Below are 24,424 nucleotides of genomic sequence, written 5' to 3'. Positions count from 1 at the left end.
TTTGCCACTAACTTGCGAGGTTTTTAATACTTTAGTCAAAGTTTACAGCCAACGCCTCACGTTTCATTACGTTTAATTAATGAAATGATAGCTTGAAATTATGATAAGGATACTTGGATTTATTATAGCATTTTTACTGACATTAGCTGTTAACGGTCAGAGCCCTGATCCGCGTGTTGAGGAGGTTTACGGCACTTCATTTGTGGAGAAGCACGAAGGGGCAAACGTCTTGAGTTGGCTTGACTTCAAAGCAAAAAATGGCTATTCATTTGAAACGGTTCCCACCGAAAAACTGCAAGAATTAGAATTAGCAAGTTCCTATTTTCCAAATGATACAGATTGGAGTACTCCTGAGAAATTTAATATACTGAAGTATACAGGGAAACATGACTTAGATGAACGAGTTTATTTGAGAGTTCCCGGTGAGGTGGAAGTACTCATAATTTACTCACATGATGAATTGCTCGAGCAATTTAAAGCGAGTTCAAAGGAGGAGAAGTAAGATGAAAAGAAGTATTAGCATATTTATTTTTTTTCTGTCACTTTTATCGATAGATTTAAGTGCTCAGCAAAACATCACCATGCACACTGGAAATGTAACAATGACTGGCTGTAACGGTAACTTTTTTGACGATGGAGGTAACTCGGGGAATTACTCAAATAATGCTAACGATACATTAACCATTTGCCCAGGTCCTAACACGGGGCTACCTGAGCTTATATTTACAAGCTTCAATTTAGGAGCGGGTGATATTATGGAAGTATATCAAGGGACTACATATAATGCCCAAACATTGATAGGAACCTTTGATCAAAATGTCAATAATCCTGGTGTAATACAGGCGAATCCCAATGTTAGTCAAAATGGTTGTTTGACAATTGTTTTTATCTCAAATAACAACAATAACGCCTCTGGATGGATAGCTGATATTAACTGTTATTTTCCCTGTCAGCAAGTTATACCTACAATAGCTAATACTTTCCCTGATTCAACTGGTGGTTTCATTGATATTTGTCAGGATGATACGGTCGACTTTATTGCAGGAGTTAGTTTTCCTGAAAATGATACCTTTTATCATCAAAGTGCAAGTACTACATCATTTTACTGGTATATCGATTCTACGAATAACATTGTGGATTCAGGTCAGGTAGTTCAAATACCATTTGACAGTGCCATGGGACAAATTGTTGGATTGATAGCTGTTGATTCTAATGGATGCAGTTCAACTTTGAATAATGAAATACCTGTACGGGTATCTACTACACCTCATTTCGATAGTACAGCTGCAACAGTTGACACAATTTGTTTTGGAGAATCTTTTGATCTTGAAGGAAACGTTGAACCAGTTGAATGGTCAAATGCTACACCAACACAAATTGCTGGCACGACCTATTTACCAGATGGAAGTGGCGTGTCTTACAGTTCAACTTTAACGTTCAATGATTTTGCTCCTGGCGCTACGGTATCTACTGTTACAGATATTATTGATGTTTGGTTAGATATTGAACACTCCTATATAGGAGATCTTGAAATAGAGATTATATGTCCAAATAACCAGAGTTCAATACTAAAACCTTATCCTGGTGGTGGAGGAACCTGGCTAGGTGAACCATGTGATAATAACACAACTCTTACTCCTGGAAATGGATATATTTACAGTTTTCCTACTGTAAATCCTACTTATGGAACAATGTTGGGTACTCCACCAGTATTTGCCCAAGATGCCTGTACTAATGCTCCTGGGAATACATTACCTGCAGGTTCTTACACATCAAACCAACCTTTAACTAACTTAGTTGGTTGCCCATTAAACGGTACATGGCAAATTCAAATCACCGATAATCTTTTTATTGATAATGGATTCATTTTTGCCTGGGGGATTAATTTCCAGAGTTATCTTTATCCATCAAATATCTTGACTTATGAGCCTGGTATTGATAGTCTTGGCTGGATTGTAGATTCCAATTATAATGATGTACTTTCTTCAACTACAATGGGAGATACAATGACTGTTGAACCAACTGTTTTTGATACTACTCTCGAATACACTTTATTCTTCAGAGATAGCTTTGATTGTACTTATGATACTACTGTTTCCGTATTTGTTCGTCCTCCCTGGGAACCTGTGTGCTGTGAAGCTGTACCACCTAACATGACGAGTTATCCTGTAGGGTGTCCGGGAGATAGTACGGGTTATGCAGTAGCTAACCCTGTAGATTCTTTAGGTCCGGCTCCGTGGTGGTATACGTGGACTGATCAAAATGGTGACACAATCGCGCAAGTCGATTCGGTGTTTACAGCTGATACACTATTTAACTTACCGCAAGGACAATACACTGTTGAGGTTCGGGATAGTATAGGTTGCTTTGCTTATAATAATGTTCAGGTCAATGAAGTTCCACCAATGCAGTTGTCTATTAGTGATATTAAAGCTATTTCGTGTGCGGGTAACTTTTGTGATGGATCAGCAACGGTGAATATTAATTCTGGCGGTACGAGTCCTTACTCATTCCTATGGTCGAATGGTGATACTAATCAGATCCCTAATTCATTGTGTTCTGATACAAATACTGTGTTTGTAACTGATGCGAGAGGTTGTCTGGATACTATTGGTACGAATATTCCTTCACCAGATTCTATAGATGTTGTGGCATCTGGTTCTGACACAATTTGTATTTCAAACTCCACATCGATTTCTGCTCAGGCTACAGGAGGAAATGGGGGCTATGTTTACAATTGGACAAATACAGGAAATGGCTCGCCATTGAATGTTTCACCTATTGTTACGACAACCTATGAAGTTGTAGCAACTGATTCAAATAATTGCCCTTCGGCAGTTGACTCAGTTACAATATTTGTGCGCGATTCAATTCGGGTAAGTCTTGACTCACCTGATACAATTTGTCCCGGAGATACGGCTCTGATCCTTGCAAATACAACAGGCGGAGATGGTAACTTCACCTATAATTGGGAAAACGGTTGGGGATCTGATAGTTTAGGTGCAGCTCCTCTTCAACAACCTGGTTATGTTGATGTAGCAATCAATGATGGATGTGGCTCTCCAACACGTGTAGATTCAGTATTTATACAGGTTGGTGGCTATGATCAGTTGAAAATTGCAACTAATGGGGATGATACTATCTGTCTCGGTGAAAGTGCTGTCCTAAGCGCACAGGGGCGTGGAGGTGATGAAGAATTCACTTACGTGTGGGATAATGGATTAGATACAGGAAAAGTACATGCTGTTGTTCCGCAAACTACAACGACTTATAATGTAACTGTTAGTGATAACTGTTTGACTCCAACCAATTCTACTTCGATTACGATTACAGTTGGAAACCAAAAAGACTTTGACTTACTGGTTGATCAGCCGCAGGTTTGTAAACCGGGTGAATTCAAATTTGCTTTTGATACGATCATGCCTGATTTTAACTACGAAATCAACTTTGGTGATGGCTACAGGCCTGTTTTTGAAGATTCAATCGGTCACACTTTTCAGGGTGTTGGTTGTTATGATATCAAAGCTAAAATCTACACAGACTTGGGATGCTTAACCCAAAAGACATTCCCTTGCCTGGTAAAAGTGCTTGAAACACCAATTGCCGATTTCTCATTTGATCCGCTAAATCCAACTATTTTAGATGGGCAGGTAAATTTCATCAATAAATCAGCTTATTCCGATTATTACAAGTGGTTTATCAATGACTCAATTTCCAGTCAGAACCTGGAGTTTGCTCACTTGTTTGCTGACACGGGAAGATATGCTGTTAAATTGATCGCAGAAAACGAAAATGGTTGTGTGGATTCAACTATAAATGATGTGTTCATCGATTATAAATCGGCTATTTGGATTCCTAATGCGTTTACACCTAATGGAGATGGCATTAATGATACGTTCCTTCCTAAAGGTGACGGGTTAACTAAGGAAAACTACTCTCTTTACGTTTATAACCGTTGGGGAAATGTGATGTGGAGTACCAATAATCCTAACCAGGGTTGGGATGGAATTGGTCCAGATGGTAAACCAGCCCAAAATGGAAGTTATGTTTATGATATTTCATACATGCTTGAAGGAGGAAGAGAAATACACGAAAGAGGAGAGTTTAAGTTGATCAGATAATGATTACTACCATATTTTACTTTCGAAAAACCATTGCACCTTTGCGATGGTTTTTCTTTTTTAGGGAACTAAAATAACAGTGATTTGAATTGGTTTAAACAGTTTGTAAAAGGCTTTAGTGCAAATATTAAAGCCATGAGTTTTATCAAAGATCACAATATGTGGGGATTTTTCATTTTCCCGGTTGTGATCAACATTGGCTTGTTTTACCTAGGCTTTTCCGTAACAAGTGGATTGAGCGACACTATTTTTGATTGGCTTAAGGATGCTTTAGGAATTGGCTCGTGGGAATTTGATGGAGCAGAGACCATTTCTTCAATCGTTTGGTTTTTGATATGGATTGTATTAAAAATCCTATTCTTCTTCTTATATGCTTATCTTGGTGGGTATATTGTACTTATTCTGATGTCGCCTATCCTGGCGTGGGTGAGTGAACGAACAGAAAAACTTGCAACGGGGAGGGATTACCCTTTCAGCATTAAACGATTTTTCATTGATGTAATTCGTGGAATATTTATAAGTGTCAGGAGCTTTGTGTTGGAAGTGATTATTACGCTGGCTATTGTTATCATTGGCTTTATTCCAATTCTCGGGTTCTTGAGTCCCGTTTTACTTTTTGCAGTTTCAGCTTACTTCTACGGGTTTTCATTCATCGACTATTCAAGCGAGCGCAAAGGGCTTAAGATGAAAGAATCGATGAGTTATGTTTCCAATAGAAAGGGATTGGCAATTGGTACGGCTATGCCGTTTTCAGCACTTTTACTCATTCCGTATGTAGGTCAAATGTTAGCCGGTTTTACGGCTGTCATCGGTACAGTGGGAGCTACTTTGGCTGTTATGGAAGTTGATGGTCAGAGCCAAACTGAAATCACTTCACACGCTTGAGCTCGATGTTTTCAGATACGGTTGTGAGGTAATTGTTCAGCACTTTCAGTCCCTCAGGCATTTCAATCATGCCAACGATTTTTTTCTTTTCACCACGATAGTTGATTACGGTTGTTACTGTTGGTAGATCTGTAACTTTTGGCTCTACATAGGCAGAGTCCATTTCCATAATTTTATTGCTATCGATGAGGTTACCGATTTCCTCTAATGTTGATTTGCGTACTTTCCCTTCAAACACACCTTCGTACTCTACATACTTTCTTCCGATGTACTTTACGCTCCCGTCATAGTTAATACTCATCTTAAAGATCGGGCATGTGCCAAAACAACCTGATTTCTCGATGGAAACGAAAAGCTCGTTGTCGTCCATTTCATTGACTACTTCCTTTGCGGTTGGCTGGGACTGGCTCTGACCGTTTTTGTTTTCTGTTGATTTTTCACTGTTTTTACACCCTGTAAAACTCAATGAAATAGCTAAAAGTGTGATAAGAGTAAAGCGCATATTATTTGTTTCTTCTCATTTTGCGATTAGCACCTTGCTGCTGTTGCTCTTGCATATCTTGTAATCGCTGTTGAAATTTACTCTTTTTCTTTGGCTTTTTCTTGTTCTCTTCAATTTTCGCTCTGATTTTATCTTCATTGATGAAGAACTTGCGAATCACAAACTGCTGTCCAAGCGTTGTCATGTTAGCTGTAAAGTAATACAAACTGAGACCTGCACTGTAGTTGTTGAACCAGAAAAGGAGCATCACAGGCATGAAGTATATCATGATTGCCTGAATCTGCTTGGCCTGAGCGTTTCCGCCTCCCATTGAAGCTGATTGCATATTGTACTTTGATGTGAGGAACATGGAAATAGCCATGAGAATTGTCAATCCACTTACGTGATCTCCGTAGAGCGGAATATCAAATGGCAAATCAAAAAGTACATCGTATGAAGAAAGGTCATCTGCCCACAGAAAGCTTTTTTGACGGAGCTCAATAGAAGCAGGGAAGAAGCGGAACATCGCGATCAAAATAGGGAGCTGAATGAGCATCGGGATACAACCGGCAAACGGATTGACACCTGTCTTTTGGTACAGTGCCATCGTTTCCTGCTGCTTCTTCATTTGATCTTTTTCACCGTACTTCTTGTTGATCTCTTCAATTTCAGGCTTTATAGCGCGCTGCTTGGCGCTCGATAAATAGGTTTTGTAAGTGATGGGGAAGAGCAGTGTTTTGATAAACAACGTGAGAATCAAAATCACTAACCCGATGTGAATATTAAAAGAAGAGAGGAAGTTAAACGTTGGGATGATCAATATTTGGTTCATCCAGCGGAAGAGCGCCCATCCCAACTCAACCTGATCTTCGAGATCTAAATCGTATTTCTTTAATAAGCTGTACTTGGTAGGACCCAAATACATTTTAAAATTCCCATTACTGCCGGCCGGTATTGTAAATGTTGCCGACATATCTTTTGTGAACTCCTCACTTTTAGCAGTATTGTAAGCTAAATTTGAGTTGGTCGCTTTGAATTTGTCTTCAGCTATGAGTGTAGTGGAGAAAAACTGCTGCTTGAATGAAATCCACTTCAGGTCTTCTTCAGGAGATTCGCTGTCTTCATCACCCATCGTGGTGAGATTATCTACGTCATCGCCAAAAATCTTGTAGTAGATAGTTGTGTATTGACGCTCATTATCAACTGCTTTTTCAGATTTTGGGGCTAGTTGATTCCAGTTGACAAGCAAATCATTTGTAGCGATGTTTTGGCGGTTCATGCTAAATTGAAGCATATTCTCATTAGCTCCTAATGTGTAAGCCATGGTCAGAGCCGCACCTGTTTCATCCTCCATGCTAAAAACTAACTGAGAGTCACTCGGTTGCTCAACATCAAAAAAGAGCTCAGTAGAATTGATTTTTCTGTTTTGATGATCAAACTGGAGGTTGAGTGTATTGTGATTCTCCGTGAAGAGCATCAACGGAAGAGAGTCGTAAGTAGTGTAGTTCTTCAACTGCGCTTCAACCGGAACAGCTCCTTTGTTGGAGAATTTAATGATTACTCGCTCATTTTCAAGAGTGTAGTATTCTTTTTTACCCGATCCAAAAGGAGCAAGGCTACCGTATTTTTGCTGATTGAGAACGTTTACAACGGAGTCATTATTCGCTTCCTGAATGGTGTCCTGAACCTGGGGTGATTGTTCAGCTTTCGGCTCTGACTGTGATGCTTGCTGAGCTTTTTCATCAACTCTCTCTTTCGCTTCAACAGCTTCAATAGAATCCTGCTTCTTGCGCATGGCTTCCATTTCAGCATTTGAAGGTTGCATCCAAAACTGCCATCCCAGCAGAATAGCACCTATAACGAGTAATCCAATAACAGCATTTCTGTCCATAGTCAAAATAAATTGGCTGCAAATGTACTATTTAACAGCAGCCTTAGAGGTTTTTTTGTTTTTCAATTCTTTTACCGCAGCATTAACAAACTTCACAAACAACGGGTGCGGGTTGGCAACGGTACTTTTATACTCTGGATGAAACTGAACGCCAACAAACCACGGATGATCTTTTAACTCGACAATTTCCACCAGTTCAGATTCTGGATTTGTTCCGGTAGCAATCATTCCGGCATTTTCAAATTGCTCCAGATATTCGTTGTTAAATTCAAAACGGTGGCGGTGTCTCTCCTGTATTTGGTCAGATCCGTAAACATCAGCAGCCAGTGATCCCGGCTTAATGTTGCAGGGGTAAGAGCCTAAACGCATCGTTCCGCCTTTATCTGAGACATTTTTTTGCTCCTCCATGAGGTCGATCACTTTATTTTTAGCAGATGATCTTAACTCAGCCGAGTGGCAATCTTCGAGGTTCAACACATTTCGGCCAAATTCAATTACCGCGCATTGCATTCCGAGACAAATACCCAGGAATGGGATTTTATTTTCTCTGGCAAATTTAACGGCATTCAGTTTCCCTTCAATTCCGCGTTCACCAAATCCCGGAGCTACAAGAATAGCATCCATCTCTCCGAGCTTTTCTCTTACATTATCTTTTTCAATCGACTCTGAGTGTACCCATTGTAAATCGATTGCTGTTTCGTTTTGTGCACCTGCGTGAATAAAGGCTTCAGCAATTGACTTGTAAGAATCCTTCAATTCAACATATTTTCCTACTAAAGCTATTTTTAATTCGTGCTTTGGCATTTTAACCTTGCGCAAAAACTCCTTCCACTTTGTGAGTTTTGGCTCAGCTTCAACAGGAAGTTCAAATCGCTGAAGAACTACTTCATCTAAGCGTTCTTGTTGCATCAGGATCGGAACATCGTAAATCGTTTCAGCATCAATTGACTCGATCACGGCATTTTGCCTGATGTTGCAGAACAGGGCTAATTTTTTTCTGATTTCGTTTGATAAATGATACTCGGTTCTGCAAACTAAAACATCTGGCTGAATACCGGCACTCAACAACTCTTTTACACTGTGCTGTGTTGGCTTTGTTTTGAGCTCCCCTGCAGCGCGTAGGTAAGGAACTAGCGTCAAGTGAATGACCATTGAATTTTTTTCGAGTTCCCAGCGCAATTGACGAACAGCCTCAATGTATGGAAGTGACTCAATATCACCAACAGTTCCCCCAATTTCTGTAATAACAACATCGAAGTTTCCTGTATTCCCCAGAATTTTAATTCTGCGCTTAATCTCATTCGTGATGTGCGGTACAACCTGTACAGTTTTACCGAGATAATCTCCTCTTCGTTCTTTGTCGATAACGGCAGAGTATATTCTACCTGTTGTCACATTGTTTGACTGAGAAGTTGGGCGGTTGAGGAAACGCTCGTAATGACCGAGGTCGAGATCTGTTTCAGCGCCATCATCGGTTACGTAGCATTCACCGTGTTCATACGGGTTTAATGTACCAGGATCAACATTGATATAAGGATCGAATTTTTGAATTGTTACGTTGTAACCTCTTGCCTGGAGTAGCTTGGCAAGAGATGCTGAGATAATTCCTTTTCCTAAGGAAGAAGTTACACCACCGGTAACAAAAATGTATTTACAGGGAGCCGCCATCTTACTGGTATCAATTAAAGATTAACGGGAGACAAAGGTAATATTAATTGTTCCGCTGGCAGACTTTCCACCCTTTAAATAAAAGCTATTTTTTTAGAATGAGAGTGTCAGTCCGGCACTTGGCATAATAGGGAGCTGATCAACTCTTTCGTATTCAATTCTGTCAAAGTAGAAAATGTTGTCACGGTTATAGGCATTGGTAACACCAAGGTTAGCCTCCAATACTGTATTGACAGATAGTGCAAAAGTTCGTTTGATATTCAAATCTAAACGATGATACGATGGTAATCGTCCTTCATTGATTGTTGCGTATTCAATTCCGCGGTCTCCATTTGCAGTTGTGTAATCAGTTCCAATTCCACCGCTAAAGTCAAACTTCTCGTAAAAACCCTGAGTTTGTGTGAAAGGAAATCCTGAACCAAAGTTCCAGCGAGCACTAACTTCCCATTGCAAGTCCTGACCAAAAGTGTAATTGGTTACAAGATTTACATTGTGCCTACGGTCAAAAACAGGGTTATAAGTTCTCACTCCATCCCAGCGATCAACATAAGTTAAACTGTAAACAGCCCACAGGTAAAATTGCTTGTAATCCCATTTTAGGTTGAAATCGACACCATAAGCCTGGCCGTCTTCGATAATGAAATCTTTCGTGAGGCGATCAGGTTGATCGGGCTGATCTTCATTGAAAATACGGTAGCGGTTGAGGGTAGTGAGTTGAGGGAAATATTTGTAATACCCTTCAAGGTTAACGGTAAGGCTGTTGGTCAGATCCACTTCAGCACCAACAATTGCGTGATAAGCACGTTGTAGTTTCGAATCTACAGTGCGTGTTCCGCCATCGCGAGTAGTGAAATTATCCTGTAGATTTTCTGGAGCTGAGAGGAAGCCATTAAAAAGGTTCACAACATCTCGGTTACTCTGTGCCGATATCAGGTTCTGACTGTAGAGACCACCGGCAGCTTTTAAACGAAAGTTATCTGTGGCGTTGTATTTCAAGCCGAGTCTGGGCTCTGGAGAAAGTTCGTTAAGAGCAGCGTAATACTGCAATCTTATACTCGGATCCACCACAAATTTGCCGCGCTTAAATTTGTACTTGAAATACCCAGCTAACTGTGTAGTGTTTTGGTTTTGCTCAATTAGCCTGTCTAGCGTGTTGCGGTAGCTGAATTCAGTTGAGAATCCCTGAATTTGGACTCCGTACTCAATTGCATCCTCACCCATGAAATAATTGAAATCGAGCGACATATTAAAGCCATTGATTCCCGAAGTTCGAATTCTGCCCGCCTCCTGCTGTTCGATCAGGTAATTAGAAAAGTTAAAAGCACCTTCGATCAGAACCGGAGAACTGCCGGGAACAAGCACAAAATTTGCTCCTGCTCCTGATGAATTCCAATCGAGTTTTGAAGTTGAGTAGTCAACTTTATCAGTAAAGTTAAATCCAAAGGCACTGAATTTACTTCCTGTTTTTCCATTGAAAGATATTTTACCAAAAAGGTCAGTAAAGGAGTAAGGCAAGCCTTCTTCGTTTTCGATGTATGGATAAAAGATATCGTCTGATCTGTCTAAGTAAGATGATTTAGCTGATAGAATGAAGGAAGCTGAATTATCTCCAGGCTCATCAGGTTTGTTGAGTGGGCCTTCCAAAATAGCTTTTCCACCAAATGTGTTAATACCTACTTTACCGGCAAGGTGCTGATTGTTTCCGTCACGAGTGGTGATATCCATGATGGAAGAAATTCGAGTGCCGTATTCTGCCCCAAATCCTCCTGTATAGATATCAGCGTTTTTCATGATGTCCGTTTCAAAAACGGAGAACAACCCAATAGAGTGAAATGGATTGTAAATAACCATTCCATCAAGCAATACTTTGTTTTGAATTGGAGAACCACCTCTAATGTAAAGTTGTCCACCCTGGTCTCCTGTAAAAACGACACCGGGGAGCACCTGTAAATATTGAGCTAAATCAGCGTCACCACCAATTGACGGAATAGACTTGATTTCTTTTGGAGTCACTTTTTGGACAGACATCTTCACTTCCGTCTTCCGCTCCTGCTTCTCTGCAGAAACTTCAAAGCTTTTCAATGTTACACCCCTCTTCGATAGAAAGAGTTTTTGGTTCGTGATATCACCTTTTTCAATTGTTACCTCAGCGCGAGCAGTATCAAAACCCATTGATGTAGCGAGTACGGTATAAGTTCCGGGTTTAATTTTAGTAATCGAGTAATAACCATTGATATCGGTTGTGGTTCCAATTTGCGTGCCTTTGAGAAAAACATTGGTGAAAATTGCAGGCTCGCCAGATTCCTTTTCGTAAACAAAACCTCTAAGCGTTCCCTGTGCTAAGCTGAGGGTACTCACACAGAATAACAATACAATGGTTAACAAGATATTTCGCATGCTCAAATTTTTAAGAAAGGTGACAAATGTAATTGAACTTGCCCCAGCATTCAAGAATTTTTTTGAATCTCCCAAAAATGCTGTTTTTCAATGCATCAGGCGGTGCACGAATTCTTTAATCAGTTCGCCCTCGGGAATGTTTCCTGCATTTACGCCTTTGTAACGCGCATCATACTCTCGAATAAGCGAAATGTTTTCCTGTACTTTCTTTCCGCTGTAATTTTTAGCAGCGATTAAATAATCATCCACAAAAAACGGGTTCACTTTCAATTTTGCAGCGAGATGTCTTTTGTCTTTGTTCTTTTCAAAAAAGATGCACATCACCTTTGAAAAGTAACTGCTCAATATTGAAAGCGTCATTACAAAAGGATGATCTTTTGTGTTCTGAGAGAAATAGCGAGCAATTTGAGTCGCCTTGAAAACATCTTTTGCTCCAATTGCCTTCTGAAGTTCAAAATTGTTGAAGTCCTTACTGATCCCAACATTTTTTTCAATATCGTTTTCGTCAATCGTTGAACCGGGCTCAATATTTAGTTTGAGTTTGTCCAGCTCATTGGCTATTTTCCCCAGGTTGTTACCAAGGAACTCCCCCATTAAAATGGAAGCTTTTGGAGTTATTTGATAGTCAGAACTCTTCAGGTAGTTCTGAATCCAGTCAGGGATCTGATTATCGTAAACGATTTTCGATTCAAATACTACTCCACTTTTTGCGATGTTTTTGGCAAACTTCTTACGGCCGTCAACCTTTTTGTATTTGTGAGCGATCACCAAAACTGTTGATGATGTTGGGTTGAGAGCATAACTTTCGAGTTTGTCGAGTTGTCTAAGGTTTTGAGCTTCCCTTACTATTACAACTTGCCGCTCAGCCATCATGGGGAAGCGCTTTGCCGCTTCTATGATTTGATCAACATCAGTATCTCTACCATAGAGAATAGTTTGGTTGAATTCTTTTTCATCTTCTGACAGAGCGTGCTCTTCAACTGCATGAGTTATTTCATCAATGAAAAATGGCTCTTCACCGTGAAGAAGATATACAGGCTTGAATTTTTGTTGTCTAATGTCAACTATTAACTGCTTGTAATTCATAATCAATCAAATCGGAGGTGACGAACAGATTTACGATTATCTTTTATTTCCATCAATGACTCAATTCCAATACGGATGTGCTTTTCCACAAAATTTCCGGTTACCTTTTTGTCGCTGGCAATGGTTTTCACTCCTTCTGGAATCATTGGCTGGTCAGATACGAGGAGTAGAGCACCGGTTGGAATTTTATTGAAAAAGCCCACACTGAAAATCGTTGCTGTTTCCATGTCAATAGCCATTGCACGCAACTCACGCAAATAGTCTTTGAACTTTTCATCGTGTTCCCAAACTCTGCGGTTTGTGGTGTAAACAGTTCCGGTCCAGTAATCGAGTCCAAATTCGCGAACAGTATGAGAAACTGCTCGCTGTAAAGTAAAGGCCGGTAGTGAAGGTACTTCTGGCGGAAAATAATCGTTAGATGTTCCCTCTCCGCGAATGGCAGCGATAGGTAAAATAATATCACCGATTTTATTCTTCTTTTTGAGTCCGCCACATTTTCCTAAAAACAAGACGGCTTTAGGAGAAATAATGCTCAACAAATCCATAATAGTTGCTGCATTTGCGCTACCCATGCTAAAATTGATTATTGTGACACCGTTGTGAGTAGCATTGGGCATCGCTTTATTTTTACCTTTGATCTCAGCTCCGGTTATTTCAGCAAATATTTCAACGTAATTATTAAAATTTGTGAGCAATATATATTGTCCAAAATCATTTAACTCCGAACCGGTGTAGCGCGGAAGCCAATTTTTGGTAATTTCATCTTTTGTAAGCATAGTGAATCAGTTTTATGCAAAAATTAAACTTTCCCGAATATGAATTTTCTATTCGCAATGTAGCAAAGAAAACGCAAATTTTCGATCAAACACGAAAGCGTTACTATGTTTTAACACCCGAGGAGTGGGTAAGGCAACATTTGGTTGAATATTTGGTTCACGAACTCGGGTTTCCAAGGAGTTTGCTTGAAATTGAAAAGTCACTCACCCTTAATAAAATGCACAAAAGAGCCGATTTACTTGTGCGTGATAAAAGCGGAAATCCTATTTTGCTGGCCGAATGTAAAGCACCTGATGTCAAAGTAACTCAAAAAACATTCGATCAGGCAGGTCGTTATAATATGGTGTTTAGGGTTCCTTATTTGCTAATCACGAACGGAGTACAACACTTTTGCGCGCAAATTGATTTTAACCGAAATTCGTATAAATTTTTGAGAGAGATACCATCGTATGAAGAGCTTTAAACTCGTTTTATTTTTACTCGCTTTTGCCGGTTTAGCTATCGGTCAGAGCCAGCAGGCCGGCAAGGCAATTCTCAAGATAGAGCCACAATATCTGGCTTCCTGTGGATCTGACCATATAGAGATTGACGCTTTACAGCAGTACTTTCAAGATCAGGACATTTCAATCGTTCAAAAATTCCCAAATGCAAAGGCACCTACAGCTCGTTCATTTGATGGAGCAGGAGTGGAGATCAGAACTATTTATGAACTCACTTTTGATCAAAACCTGGAAGTTCAAAAGGTGGTCAACCGACTGAAACGATTTGAGCAGGTTGAATATGCTGAGCCAAAATTTATCGATGAAGTTGTTTTTCAACCTAATGACACACGATATGCTGATCAACAACCAGATTTAGAATTGATCAATGCTCCGCAAGCCTGGGACATTTTACAGGGAAATCCGAATGCTGTTGTAGCGATTGTTGATAACGGAACAGATATCGACCATCCAGATTTGGTGAATCAACTCTATCAGAATCCCGGTGAGCAAATTGATGGATCTGACAGTGACAACAATGGCTATGAAGATGATTTAAACGGCTGGGATTTCGTCAATGAAAACGGGAATACTGAAGTGGCTGATGGTGATAACCACGGAATCCATGTTGCCGGTATTGCCGCTGCATCTACCAATAATAATAGTGGTGTGGCTTCTACCGGATTTTATGTTACTTACATGCCCGTAAAAGTTGGCGAAGGAAGTACAATAAGGTTTGGCTATGATGGAATTGTTTATGCGGCTGACAATGGAGCTCAGGTCATTAATTGCTCGTGGGGAAGCTCAAATTATTCTGATTACGCAAATGATATTATCGATTACGCCACCATTAATCAAAATGCTTTAGTTGTTGCGGCTGCCGGGAATAATGAAGTTGATGAGCCGTTTTATCCTGCTGCATATAAAAATGCATTGGCTGTATCTTCGGTCAACTCTGTCGGAGATCCATCATTCTTTTCTAATTACGGCTATTGGATTGATATTGCAGCACCGGGTGAAAATATTTTGAGTACCGTTGAAGATGGAGGGTACAACAACAATACAGGCACTTCAATGGCAGCTCCGGCTGTATCTGGAGCAGTGGGATTGTTGCTGGCTCAATATCCCAGTTTGACTCCCAATCAAATAAGAGCACACTTAAAAGCCACAGCATCATCCTTTTCACAACTCGACTCTTCAAGCTCTCGCTTTGGAAAGTTTGGAGCGGGAATTTTAGATATGGAGCAAATGCTCAGCAGCAATTTAACAACTCCATATTTTTCAATGGATAATGTTGTAGTGACAGATAGTGCAGATAATATACTGGAAGTTGGTGATACAGTTTATGTTTATGCATCATTGACGAATTTTCTTGCCCAGTCCAGCGATGTTTGGCTGCACCTCAATGCCGATTCAAACTTTATCGTTGTCGATGACTCAGCAAGCTTTGGAAGTTTTTCAATTTCAGAGAATAAAAATAACCTCGATCAACCATTTAGGATTGTTGTGAATAGTCCTAACGAACTCGATATTAATTCGGTTTTACAGTTTGACTTGTATGAAGTCAACAGTACCAGTGTTTTACAGACTTTCTACAAAGAAGTAATTCTCAATCCGGGGTTTATCAATGTTGATGACAACCGCATTTCTACAACAGCTACATCAATTGGCCGGGTTGGTTATTACGACAACAATAACACGCTCGGGTTGGGGCTTGAGTTACAAGGAGGCCAATCGATGCTATTTGAAGCTGGTTTGATGGTAGGATCTGACCAAAACGGTTCCCCTGTTGTGGTTGATGATGTTCGTAACGATCAGAGCCGTGACCGCGACTTTTCGTCATTGAACTCAATTACGCGCATCACGAATCCTGCCTTTGCTTTTCTGGGGCAGGGAAGCTTTACCGATACTATTCCTAATTTATTGCGAAATGATAGTTTGGGTGTTGTTGTCAACCAGCGAGTTATGGCTTATGATGAGTTTGGACAGGATCAATATGTACTGTTTGAGTACAGAATAAGAAATGTAACCAATCAACTTCAAACAGGAGTTAGAATAGGATTCTTCACCGATTTTGACGTTGAGAATTATAACCAAAACAAAGTGCTTACTGATGAAGGGAGAAGACTCCTTTTTACTAAAGGAACAGGTGAAAATGATCCTTTGGCAGCAGTTCAATTGATTGAAGGTGAAGGTTTTAATCCTTATGCCGTGGATAATGTAAATGGAGGAGGTGGCGGAATTGATATTTCAGATAGTTTACCTTCAACTACAAAATGGCAATTACTTTCTGAATCGAGAGAATCAGCAGGCAACACACGTGATGTTGGAAACGATGTAATTCAAGTTTTAAGTTCAGGACCTTATGATTTAGCTCCAAATGATGAGGTTAAAGTTTGCTTCGCACTTTTTGCTGCTGAAACAGAACGCGATTTGTACAGAGTAGCTGACTCAGCTTATTACCAATACAATGGTGTCTTTTTGAATGGAAGAGAAAAGATTTCTCAAAAGGATGATATTCGGTTATACCCAAACCCGGTAAAAAGTACGGTCAGGCTAGTTTGTGAAAGCTGCAAATATGGCGGAATGATGAATGTGAAATCGATAACTGGCGAAACGGTTCTGACCAAAAAAGTAGTTGGAAGTACGCAGGAAATAGATTTGGGTGATTTATCAACTGGAACTTACCTGCTTGAAATTCACAATGGACAAAACAGATATGTAAAAAAAATACTCAAGCTTTAATTAGTGAATGAGTTGTTCTTATATATTTGGCGACTTCGAAAAACAGAAATATGGAGTTAAAAGGAATTATCTCAATCTCGGGAAAATCGGGCCTTTTTAAAATGGTAGGCCAAACGAAAAGTGGAATTATTGTAGAATCACTTGAAGATGGCAAGCGTTTTCCTGCTTATGCTGCTCACAAAGTAAGCGCTTTGGAAGATATTAGCATTTACGGCTACAATGAAGATCGTCCGCTTGCTGACATTTACGAAGCCATTTACAAACATGAAGATGGCGGTAAATCAGTATCGGCTAATGCCTCGGCTCAGGATCAGCGCGATAAGTTGCTCGAGGTGTTTCCTGAATACGATGAAGATCGTGTTTATTCATCTGACCTCAAAAAGCTTTTTAAGTGGTACAATATGTTAGTTGATAATGGCTTTTTGAAGGAAGCGATTGAAAATGCTGATGAAGATTCTAAAGAAGATAAAAGTGACGAAGAAGAATAGATAACTTCTTCATTAAATATCGATAAACCTGTCTCGTGATTCTTTTGAAGGCATAGGACAGGTTTCTTTTTTACCAAAAAACTGATAGCGGTATTTGGCTACCAGATCATAGCCTGCATTTGTGATAGATTGCGGGAGAAAGCTAAAGATGTTTACAAGTGACCACGGTGCTTTTAGGTGTTGAGCAATCCTGAATGCAGCTTTTGATTTGACATCAGCTTTATTGTTGTGGTAAAAAACGATGCTATCAACCGATGAAGGAATTTTATTTTGATTGATCAATTCCCTGGCAAAATCACTTTGAAGAGAAGCAAATAATAAATGTGGGCTTTTTTCATGTTTTAAAATAAATTGAACAGCCCCGTTACACAGGTTGCAAACGCCATCGTAGAACACAATTGGCTTGTCAAATGAATGGGTTGAGTGATCGCTCATTATTCGCAAAATAACAACAAGATTTGAAAATGATGAGCAGTATGTTAAAACTGCGTTGGGAATAAATCATTGAAATTCTATATTTGCGCACTTAATTGTAACGGAATACACCCTATAAGAATTTAATCACATGCAAAACAAAGGTGCACTTTGGACATTCACCATTTTATTGGTACTCGCCTGTATCTTCCAAATCTCATTCACATTTGTAACAGGCAGTGTTGAGTCAGATGCAAACGAGAGAGCAAAAGCAAAGGTTGACTCACTGTTGGAGGTGAATCCAGAATTGTCGCTTTATCAGCAGGATTCAGCTCGTCAAAGTTATGAGTCTAAAATTTTGCTCGAAAAGGGTAGTGAAGAGGTTTATCCGGTATTCGGGTACACTTACAACTACTGTAAAAAGCGCGAAATCAACTTAGGTCTTGACCTCCAGGGCGGGATGCACGTAACACTCCAGGTATCAGTTCCTGATATGTTGAACTCGTTGGCTGGTGTTAATCGTCAGAACCCAACTTACCAGGAAGTTTTACAACAAGCTCGCGAACTTCAAAAATCAAGTGATGCTGATTTTGTGACGTTGTTTAGAACAGCTCAGCAGGATATAGCTCCTGATTTCAAACTTGCTTCTGTTTTTCACAACCTTGAGAACAAGGAAAAGATTCCGGCTGATGCTTCAAACGAAGAAGTTTACACAATCATTCGTCAGGAATCTGAAGAAGCGATCAGGAGAACTGAGCAGGTACTGAGAAAAAGGGTTGACAACCTCGGTGTTGTTCAGCCAAACATTCAGCGTCTTTCCGGAACAGGAAGAATAATCGTTGAGCTTCCAGGTGTAAAAGATAAAGATCGCGTTCGTGATATACTTCAGGGAACTGCCAAACTAGAGTTTTTCCATACTTATCAGAACTATGAAATCTATCCTTCTCTCGAGAGAGCTAACGCTATCCTGAAAGAGACTGAAAAGTCTTCATCTGACAGTGAAGAAGCTACTGAAGCAACTCAATCTGATGATAGTGGTGAACAAATTGCTGACTTACTCGATGATTCAGGATCTGACAAGGAAGAGATTGCCAGTGATTCTGCGGCTGTTGAAGGAGATACTACTGCAGCTGATACTGGTTCTGAAGATATTGATGACTTGCTCGCAGGTGAAGGTGATTCAGCGCTTGCTGATTCTACCCAAATGTCTGCCGAAGAGTTTAGAAGAGAGAATCCTTTCTTTGCTAAACTTCAGCCACTCCAGGAAGGTAGCCAGCCAACAGTTGGTTTAGCTGAAGCATCTGATACAGCAATTATCAATGACTGGTTGAGCAGAAAAGATATTCGTAACCAAATGCCTCCACGTGCGAAGTTCTTTTGGAGTGCTAAGCCATTACAGGACAATGAAAATATTTACAGACTCTACGCTGTAAAAGTTCCTAAAAGTGGTGAAGCGCCACTTGAAGGTGATGATATTACAGATGCGAGAGTTGGTACTGACCCAATGGGTAACGCTACTGTAAACATGACAATGAACAGTACCGGAACTCAAACATGGAGAGAAATGACACGTGAAGCATCGTCAGATCCAAATGATCTCAAGTCGATTTCTGTGGTTCTCGATGGTCTCGTTTACAGTGCTCCACGTGTTCAGGGCGAAATTCCAAGTGGCCAAACAGAAATTACAGGTAGGTTCACTCAACAAGAAGCAAGTGACCTTGCAGGTGTTTTAAAGGCAGGTAAACTTCCAGCTCCTTCTGATATTATCGAAGAGGCAGTTGTTGGGCCGGAACTAGGTGAAGAATCAATCGAAAGTGGTTTGTCTTCATTCCTAATCGCGCTTGGAGTAGTTTTGGTCTACATGATTTTCTACTACGCCCAGGCAGGAGTTGTGGCAAACGGTGCACTCATCGCTAACTTATTCTTCGTATTGGGTGTGCTCGCTTCATTGAGAGCGACATTGACATTACCCGGTATTGCCGGTATCGTATTGACAATAGGTATGTCAGTTGATGCTAACGTACTTATTTATGAGCGTATCAGAGAAGAGTTAAGAGCCGGAAAAGGACTCAAACTCGCTATAGCTGATGGTTACAAAAATGCTTACAGTTCAATCCTCGATGCCAATATTACTACCCTCTTAACGGGAATTATTTTGGCTACATTCGGAACAGGTCCAATTCAAGGTTTTGCAACTACGTTGATCATTGGTATCCTAACTTCGTTGTTCTCAGCAATCTTTATCACAAGACTGTTGTTTGAATGGAGACTTGGACAAAAAGCTAATGTCACTTTTGGAACTAACTTGACCAAAAATATCCTTCAAAATCCAAAATTTGAATTTGTAAAAGGTCGTAAGAAATTCTACATAATTAGTGGTATTATCCTACTGGCAGGTTTAGGATCATTATTTACTAAAGGACTCAACTCTGGTGTTGACTTCACTGGTGGTAGATCTTACATTGTTCGCTTTGACAAACCGGTTGAGGTTACTGAAATATCTGATGCTTTAGGTGAGAAATTCGTTTCTGAGAATGGTACTAAACAACCACCGCAAGTTAAGACCTTTGGGTCTTCAAATCAGGTTAAGATTGTAACTAAATACAAAATTGACAGCAAAGAAGATGGTGTAGATGGAAGAATAGAAGCTAAACTCTACGAAGGATTGCTGCCATTTTATCAAAATGATATTTCTGAATCTGAATTTATTACTGAGTTGACCTCACAAAAGGTTGAGCCAACAATTGCTGATGATATCAAACAGGCAGCTGTTTGGGCGATTCTTTTCTCGCTTGTTGTGATCTTCCTTTATATCCTCATCAGATTTAGAAAATGGCAGTACTCTGTTGGAGCATTGCTCGCCATGACGCACGATGTATTAATCGTTCTTTCATTGTTCTCAATATTCTACGGAATATTACCATTCTCACTTGAAATTGATCAATCGTTCATCGCAGCTGTGCTAACAGTTGTGGGGTATTCGATCAACGATACGGTTGTAGTATTTGACCGTATTCGTGAATACATTGGGTTGCACCCTAAACACGATCAGGAGAGAACGATTAATAGTGCATTGAACAGCACATTGAGCAGGACAATCAATACATCATTAACAACATTTGTCGTATTACTCGTGATATTCATCTTTGGTGGTGAAATGATTCGCGGATTTGTATTCGCTCTCATGGTAGGTGTTTTAGTGGGTACTTACTCTTCACTTGGAATCGCAACTCCATTAATGATGGATTTGAGTAAAAAGGTGAAAGGAAAAGTTTAATAATTGACTTTATCTCAATATCAAAGCCTCCTCATTTTTGAGGGGGCTTTTTCTTTATATTTGCATCCTGAATTAAGAGGAGATCGGTTGATATGACATTGTTGTTTTTCGATTTAGGTGGAGGAGAAGTATTCATGATCCTCTTTATTGTTTTACTCCTTTTTGGAGCGAAAAAGATTCCGGAGTTTGCTCGTGGTCTTGGAAAAGGTATTCGCTACATCAAAAATGCAACTGATGATATTCAGCGTGATATTCAAAACAACATGGGAGATGTCAAAAATGATCTTGATGTAAACCGAAAACTCTACGCTGAAAAAAGAGATCAGGATCCACAGAATCAATCCCAAAGTAAGTCGAGTACAAATGAAAACGAGGGTTCTGAAGGTTCTGAAGGATCTGACCGAAAAGAAAGCGATCAAGAATCCGGTCAAACGAAATCTGATTAATGGCCTATTTGTTCCTAATTCTGGGTATCGCCCTATTGATTGCCGGAGGTGAAGTCCTCGTAAAAGGTGCAGTAAATATAGCGGTCAGAGCCAGAATTTCCACACTTGTTGTTGGCATGACTATCGTGTCTTTTGGGACATCAGCTCCTGAACTTGTCGTGAGTTTAAAAGCTGCTTTGCAGGGGCATCCTGATATTTCAATCGGAAATGTGTTGGGCTCAAATGTTGCTAATTTGGCATTAGTCCTTGGATTGACAGCTCTTACCTCGCCAATTAGAGTAGATCGAAATTCAATTCGGTTTGATTGGCCTATGATGCTCCTCGTGACTACATTACTCTATTTGTTTATGCTGGACCTCGAACTTGAGCGATGGGAGGGTGTGGTGATCTTTGTGGTTTTGATTTTATTCAGCCTGTTTCTCATCTTTGAGTCAAGGCGCTACAACAAAAGGTCAAGAGTTGAAGACGAGGTTGATGAAACAGCTACGAAAGGATCGGTTTGGCGAGACGTACTTTATATTGCACTTGGATCGATTGGTTTAGCACTCGGTTCTGAATGGTTAGTTGATGGCGCTACAGAAGTTGCCAGGAATTTAGGAGTTAGTGATTTATTAATCAGTTCAACGATTGTAGCATTTGGTACTTCCACTCCAGAGTTAATTACTTCTATTACTGCTGCTGTAAGAAAGGAAACTAATATTTCTATTGGTAACCTTATTGGCTCCAATATTTTCAATATCGCTGCAATTCTCGGTATTACAGCTATTACCATTCCTATACCTATTAATGAGGCTGTTCTTAGAGTAGATTTTTGGTGGGTAGCCGGAATAACATTACTTGTTTTTCCATTTATGCTCAATAATCGAAAAATCTCAAGAGTTGAGGGCGGAATTTTATTTATTTTTTATTTAGCCTTCATTATTTCAGGGGTGCTTCTTGAAAAAGATGTTTTTTAACAGGGTTTAGCCTTAAAATTAAGGGGTGTTGATAAATTAATTCATTTTTTGATTACGTCACCCCTCATTAAAGTCTACATTTGTATAAAAATTCAGCAAATGTTACGACTTACAGCTCTAAAAGAAACTTTCAGAAGGCGTCCTGTAGAAGTTAACGCCCCCTCAACAAAAATTTCAGATTATTTTGGTGAGTTGGTTTTCAACAATGAAACCATGCGCCAGTACATGAGCAAAGAAGCTTATGAGAGCGTTATGGATTCAGTAAACCGTGGAGTAAAGCTCAACCGGAAAATGGCCAATCAGGTTGCTTCAGCAATGAAAGCATGGGCAATGTCAAAAGACGCTACACATTATACCCACTGGTTTCAGCCATTAACAGGCAGAACTGCTGAGAAACATGATGCGTTTTATACACCAACTGAGGATGGTCGTTCATTTGAAACTTTCAATGGCGAGCAACTTGTTCAACAAGAACCCGATGCATCTTCATTCCCGAGCGGTGGTATTCGTAATACATTTGAAGCAAGGGGATATACCGCCTGGGACCCTAGTTCTCCGGCATTTATTATTGGTCAGACCCTCTGCATCCCGACAATTTTCGTTTCATACACGGGCGAGTCTCTGGATTACAAGGCGCCATTGATCAAATCACTACAGGCAATAGATAAAGCTGCTACTGATGTGTGTCAGTATTTCGATAAAAATATATCAAAAGTAACCGCAACTTTAGGCTGGGAACAGGAATACTTCCTTGTAGATTCTGCTTTGTTTACAGCTCGTCCAGATTTGGTTCTGACCGGTAGAACACTTTTTGGACATTCATCTTCAAAAGGCCAGCAGTTAGATGATCACTATTTTGGTAGTATTCCTGATCGTGTTACGGCATTTATGCATGATTTTGAGCAGGAATCATTGAGATTGGGTATCCCGGTTACAACTCGTCACAATGAAGTAGCACCAAACCAGTTTGAATGCGCCCCTGTTTTTGAGGAATGTAATTTGGCAGTTGATCACAACCAGTTACTTATGGATGTGATGGAAAAAGTAGCACATCGTCATAATTTTAGAGTGCTACTCCACGAAAAGCCATTTGCAGGAATGAATGGATCGGGAAAGCATAATAACTGGTCGTTGGGGACAAATTCATCAAAACATAAAAACCTTTTAGCTCCCGGGAAAACGCCAAAGGAAAACATTCGCTTTCTTACTTTTCTGGTAAATACGATTAAAGCAGTTCATGAGAACGCTGACTTACTCAGAGCCACAATCGCTTCAGCCGGTAACGACCACAGGTTGGGAGCAAATGAAGCTCCTCCGGCAATATTATCGATTTTCATCGGATCGCAGTTGACAAAGGTTCTGAATGACCTGGAAAAAAGTGTGACAGGTGAGGCGCTCTCTCCTGATCAAAAGACAGAATTAAAGCTCAATATTGGTAAGATACCACAAATACTTTTGGATAATACTGACAGAAACAGGACATCTCCATTTGCTTTCACTGGAAACAAATTTGAGTTTAGAGCTGTTGGTTCTACAGCGAATTGCGCAAATCCAATGATTGCTTTAAATGCTGCTGTTGCCAAACAGCTTCAGGAATTTAAGGGTGAAGTTGATGGATTAATTGCGAAAGGTGTCAAGAAGGATGAAGCTATTCTCAACATCCTCAGAGATTACATTAAAGTTTCAAAACCTGTTTTGTTTGAAGGTAACGGATACAGTGATGAATGGGTCGAAGAAGCAAAGAAAAGAGGCTTGCACAATGTAAATGGTACAGCTCACGCTCTTGATTTCCTCGTTGAGGATAAAGTTAAAGACCTTTATGAGCAATTGAATATCATGAATAACCGTGAGGTTGATTCAAGATATGAAATCAACCTTGAGGAATACCATATGAAAATACAAATTGAGTCACGCGTAATGGCTGATATGGCTTTAAATCATATGATTCCTGTGGCTTTGAAATACCAAAAGGGTATGATTGAAAGTGTTAAAGGCCTTAAAGATATTTTTGAAGCTGACTTTAAAGAGCACGCAGGCGATCATATTGCAATTATTGAAGAAATTTCATCAAGAGTAAAGGCTATAAGAAGACTAGTTTATGACATGATTGATGAGCGCAAAGTGGCTAATAAACTTACATCTCCAAAAGAGCAAGCTGTAGCGTACGGAGATAAGGTAAGGCCTTACTTCGATAAGATACGCTATGAAGTTGATAAGCTCGAATTAATCATTGATAATAACGACTGGCCATGGCCAAAATACAGGGAATTATTATTTACTAGATAAATAGTGATTTTGATATACTTATTGAAA

General features: G+C 39.9%; 17 protein-coding genes. 10 read left to right on the top strand and 7 right to left on the bottom strand.

Annotated features, from left to right (window positions below):
- Window positions 1-100: 100 nt before the first annotated feature.
- The 3 genes from RI557_RS00515 to RI557_RS00505 all read left to right on the top strand — a co-directional run bounded on the left by RI557_RS00515 (window position 101) and on the right by RI557_RS00505 (window position 5,006).
- The gene (locus tag RI557_RS00515; protein ID WP_310667355.1) at window positions 101-502 is read left to right on the top strand and encodes a hypothetical protein; all 402 of its coding nucleotides are present in this window, start codon (window positions 101-103) and stop codon (window positions 500-502) included.
- 79 nt (window positions 503-581) lie between these two features.
- Entirely contained in the window at window positions 582-4,121 is a 3,540-nt protein-coding gene (locus RI557_RS00510) for a gliding motility-associated C-terminal domain-containing protein (protein ID WP_310667354.1), read from the top strand.
- Window positions 4,122-4,256: 135 nt separating this feature from the next.
- On the top strand, window positions 4,257-5,006 hold the full coding sequence (locus RI557_RS00505) for an EI24 domain-containing protein (RefSeq protein ID WP_310667353.1): 750 nt from the start codon (window positions 4,257-4,259) through the stop codon (window positions 5,004-5,006).
- Here RI557_RS00505 and RI557_RS00500 read toward each other — a convergent pair.
- The 6 genes from RI557_RS00500 to RI557_RS00475 form a co-directional block, all read right to left on the bottom strand.
- Entirely contained in the window at window positions 4,990-5,508 is a 519-nt protein-coding gene (locus RI557_RS00500; RefSeq protein WP_310667352.1) for a DUF6438 domain-containing protein, read from the bottom strand. The two genes, RI557_RS00505 and RI557_RS00500, sit on opposite strands and share 17 nt — an antisense overlap.
- A 1-nt stretch (window position 5,509) precedes the next feature.
- Window positions 5,510-7,378 carry a membrane protein insertase YidC gene (yidC, locus tag RI557_RS00495; protein WP_310681361.1) on the bottom strand — a complete coding sequence of 623 codons (1,869 nt, stop codon included), beginning with the start codon at window positions 7,376-7,378 and terminating at the stop codon, window positions 5,510-5,512.
- Between the two features lie 27 nt (window positions 7,379-7,405).
- The gene (locus tag RI557_RS00490; protein ID WP_310667350.1) at window positions 7,406-9,046 is read right to left on the bottom strand and encodes a CTP synthase; all 1,641 of its coding nucleotides are present in this window, start codon (window positions 9,044-9,046) and stop codon (window positions 7,406-7,408) included.
- A 93-nt stretch (window positions 9,047-9,139) separates the two neighbouring features.
- Entirely contained in the window at window positions 9,140-11,443 is a 2,304-nt protein-coding gene (locus tag RI557_RS00485) for a TonB-dependent receptor (protein ID WP_310681359.1), read from the bottom strand.
- A gap of 87 nt (window positions 11,444-11,530) precedes the next feature.
- A complete protein-coding gene (gene holA, locus RI557_RS00480) occupies window positions 11,531-12,529 on the bottom strand; it encodes a DNA polymerase III subunit delta (RefSeq protein WP_310681357.1) in 999 nt (332 codons plus the stop codon).
- A gap of 2 nt (window positions 12,530-12,531) precedes the next feature.
- Window positions 12,532-13,305, bottom strand: coding sequence for an AMP nucleosidase (locus RI557_RS00475; RefSeq protein ID WP_310667347.1), 774 nt, complete (start codon window positions 13,303-13,305; stop codon window positions 12,532-12,534).
- Between the two features lie 14 nt (window positions 13,306-13,319).
- Between RI557_RS00475 and RI557_RS00470 the strand changes: the two genes are divergently transcribed.
- The 3 genes from RI557_RS00470 to RI557_RS00460 are packed head-to-tail and all read left to right on the top strand — an operon-like array spanning window position 13,320 to window position 17,018.
- Entirely contained in the window at window positions 13,320-13,769 is a 450-nt protein-coding gene (locus tag RI557_RS00470) for a type I restriction enzyme HsdR N-terminal domain-containing protein (protein WP_310667346.1), read from the top strand.
- Window positions 13,756-16,530, top strand: coding sequence for a S8 family serine peptidase (locus RI557_RS00465; RefSeq protein ID WP_310681355.1), 2,775 nt, complete (start codon window positions 13,756-13,758; stop codon window positions 16,528-16,530). The genes RI557_RS00470 and RI557_RS00465 overlap by 14 nt, the downstream gene beginning before the upstream one ends.
- Window positions 16,531-16,580: 50 nt before the next feature.
- On the top strand, window positions 16,581-17,018 hold the full coding sequence (locus RI557_RS00460; RefSeq protein ID WP_310667344.1) for a DUF5606 domain-containing protein: 438 nt from the start codon (window positions 16,581-16,583) through the stop codon (window positions 17,016-17,018).
- A gap of 12 nt (window positions 17,019-17,030) precedes the next feature.
- On the opposite strand, the gene RI557_RS00455 is transcribed toward RI557_RS00460, so the two are convergent.
- Window positions 17,031-17,453, bottom strand: coding sequence for a DCC1-like thiol-disulfide oxidoreductase family protein (locus RI557_RS00455; protein ID WP_310681353.1), 423 nt, complete (start codon window positions 17,451-17,453; stop codon window positions 17,031-17,033).
- Between the two features lie 130 nt (window positions 17,454-17,583).
- On the opposite strand from RI557_RS00455, the gene secDF reads away from it, so the two are divergent.
- The 4 genes from secDF to RI557_RS00435 all read left to right on the top strand — a co-directional run bounded on the left by secDF (window position 17,584) and on the right by RI557_RS00435 (window position 24,397).
- Window positions 17,584-20,709 (top strand): protein translocase subunit SecDF, encoded by a 3,126-nt coding sequence (gene secDF / locus RI557_RS00450; protein WP_310681351.1) that lies wholly within the window; start codon window positions 17,584-17,586, stop codon window positions 20,707-20,709.
- A 92-nt stretch (window positions 20,710-20,801) separates the two neighbouring features.
- The gene (locus RI557_RS00445; RefSeq protein ID WP_310667341.1) at window positions 20,802-21,155 is read left to right on the top strand and encodes a twin-arginine translocase TatA/TatE family subunit; all 354 of its coding nucleotides are present in this window, start codon (window positions 20,802-20,804) and stop codon (window positions 21,153-21,155) included.
- Window positions 21,155-22,111, top strand: coding sequence for a calcium/sodium antiporter (locus tag RI557_RS00440; protein WP_310667340.1), 957 nt, complete (start codon window positions 21,155-21,157; stop codon window positions 22,109-22,111). The genes RI557_RS00445 and RI557_RS00440 overlap by 1 nt, the downstream gene beginning before the upstream one ends.
- A gap of 99 nt (window positions 22,112-22,210) precedes the next feature.
- The gene (locus tag RI557_RS00435; RefSeq protein ID WP_310681349.1) at window positions 22,211-24,397 is read left to right on the top strand and encodes a glutamine synthetase III; all 2,187 of its coding nucleotides are present in this window, start codon (window positions 22,211-22,213) and stop codon (window positions 24,395-24,397) included.
- Window positions 24,398-24,424: the final 27 nt, after the last annotated feature.

It is taken from the genome of Salibacter sp. (assembly GCF_031581065.1).
In the GTDB taxonomy this organism is placed as follows: domain Bacteria; phylum Bacteroidota; class Bacteroidia; order Flavobacteriales_G; family Salibacteraceae; genus Salibacter.
This window is presented reverse-complemented; position numbering and strand designations above follow the sequence as displayed.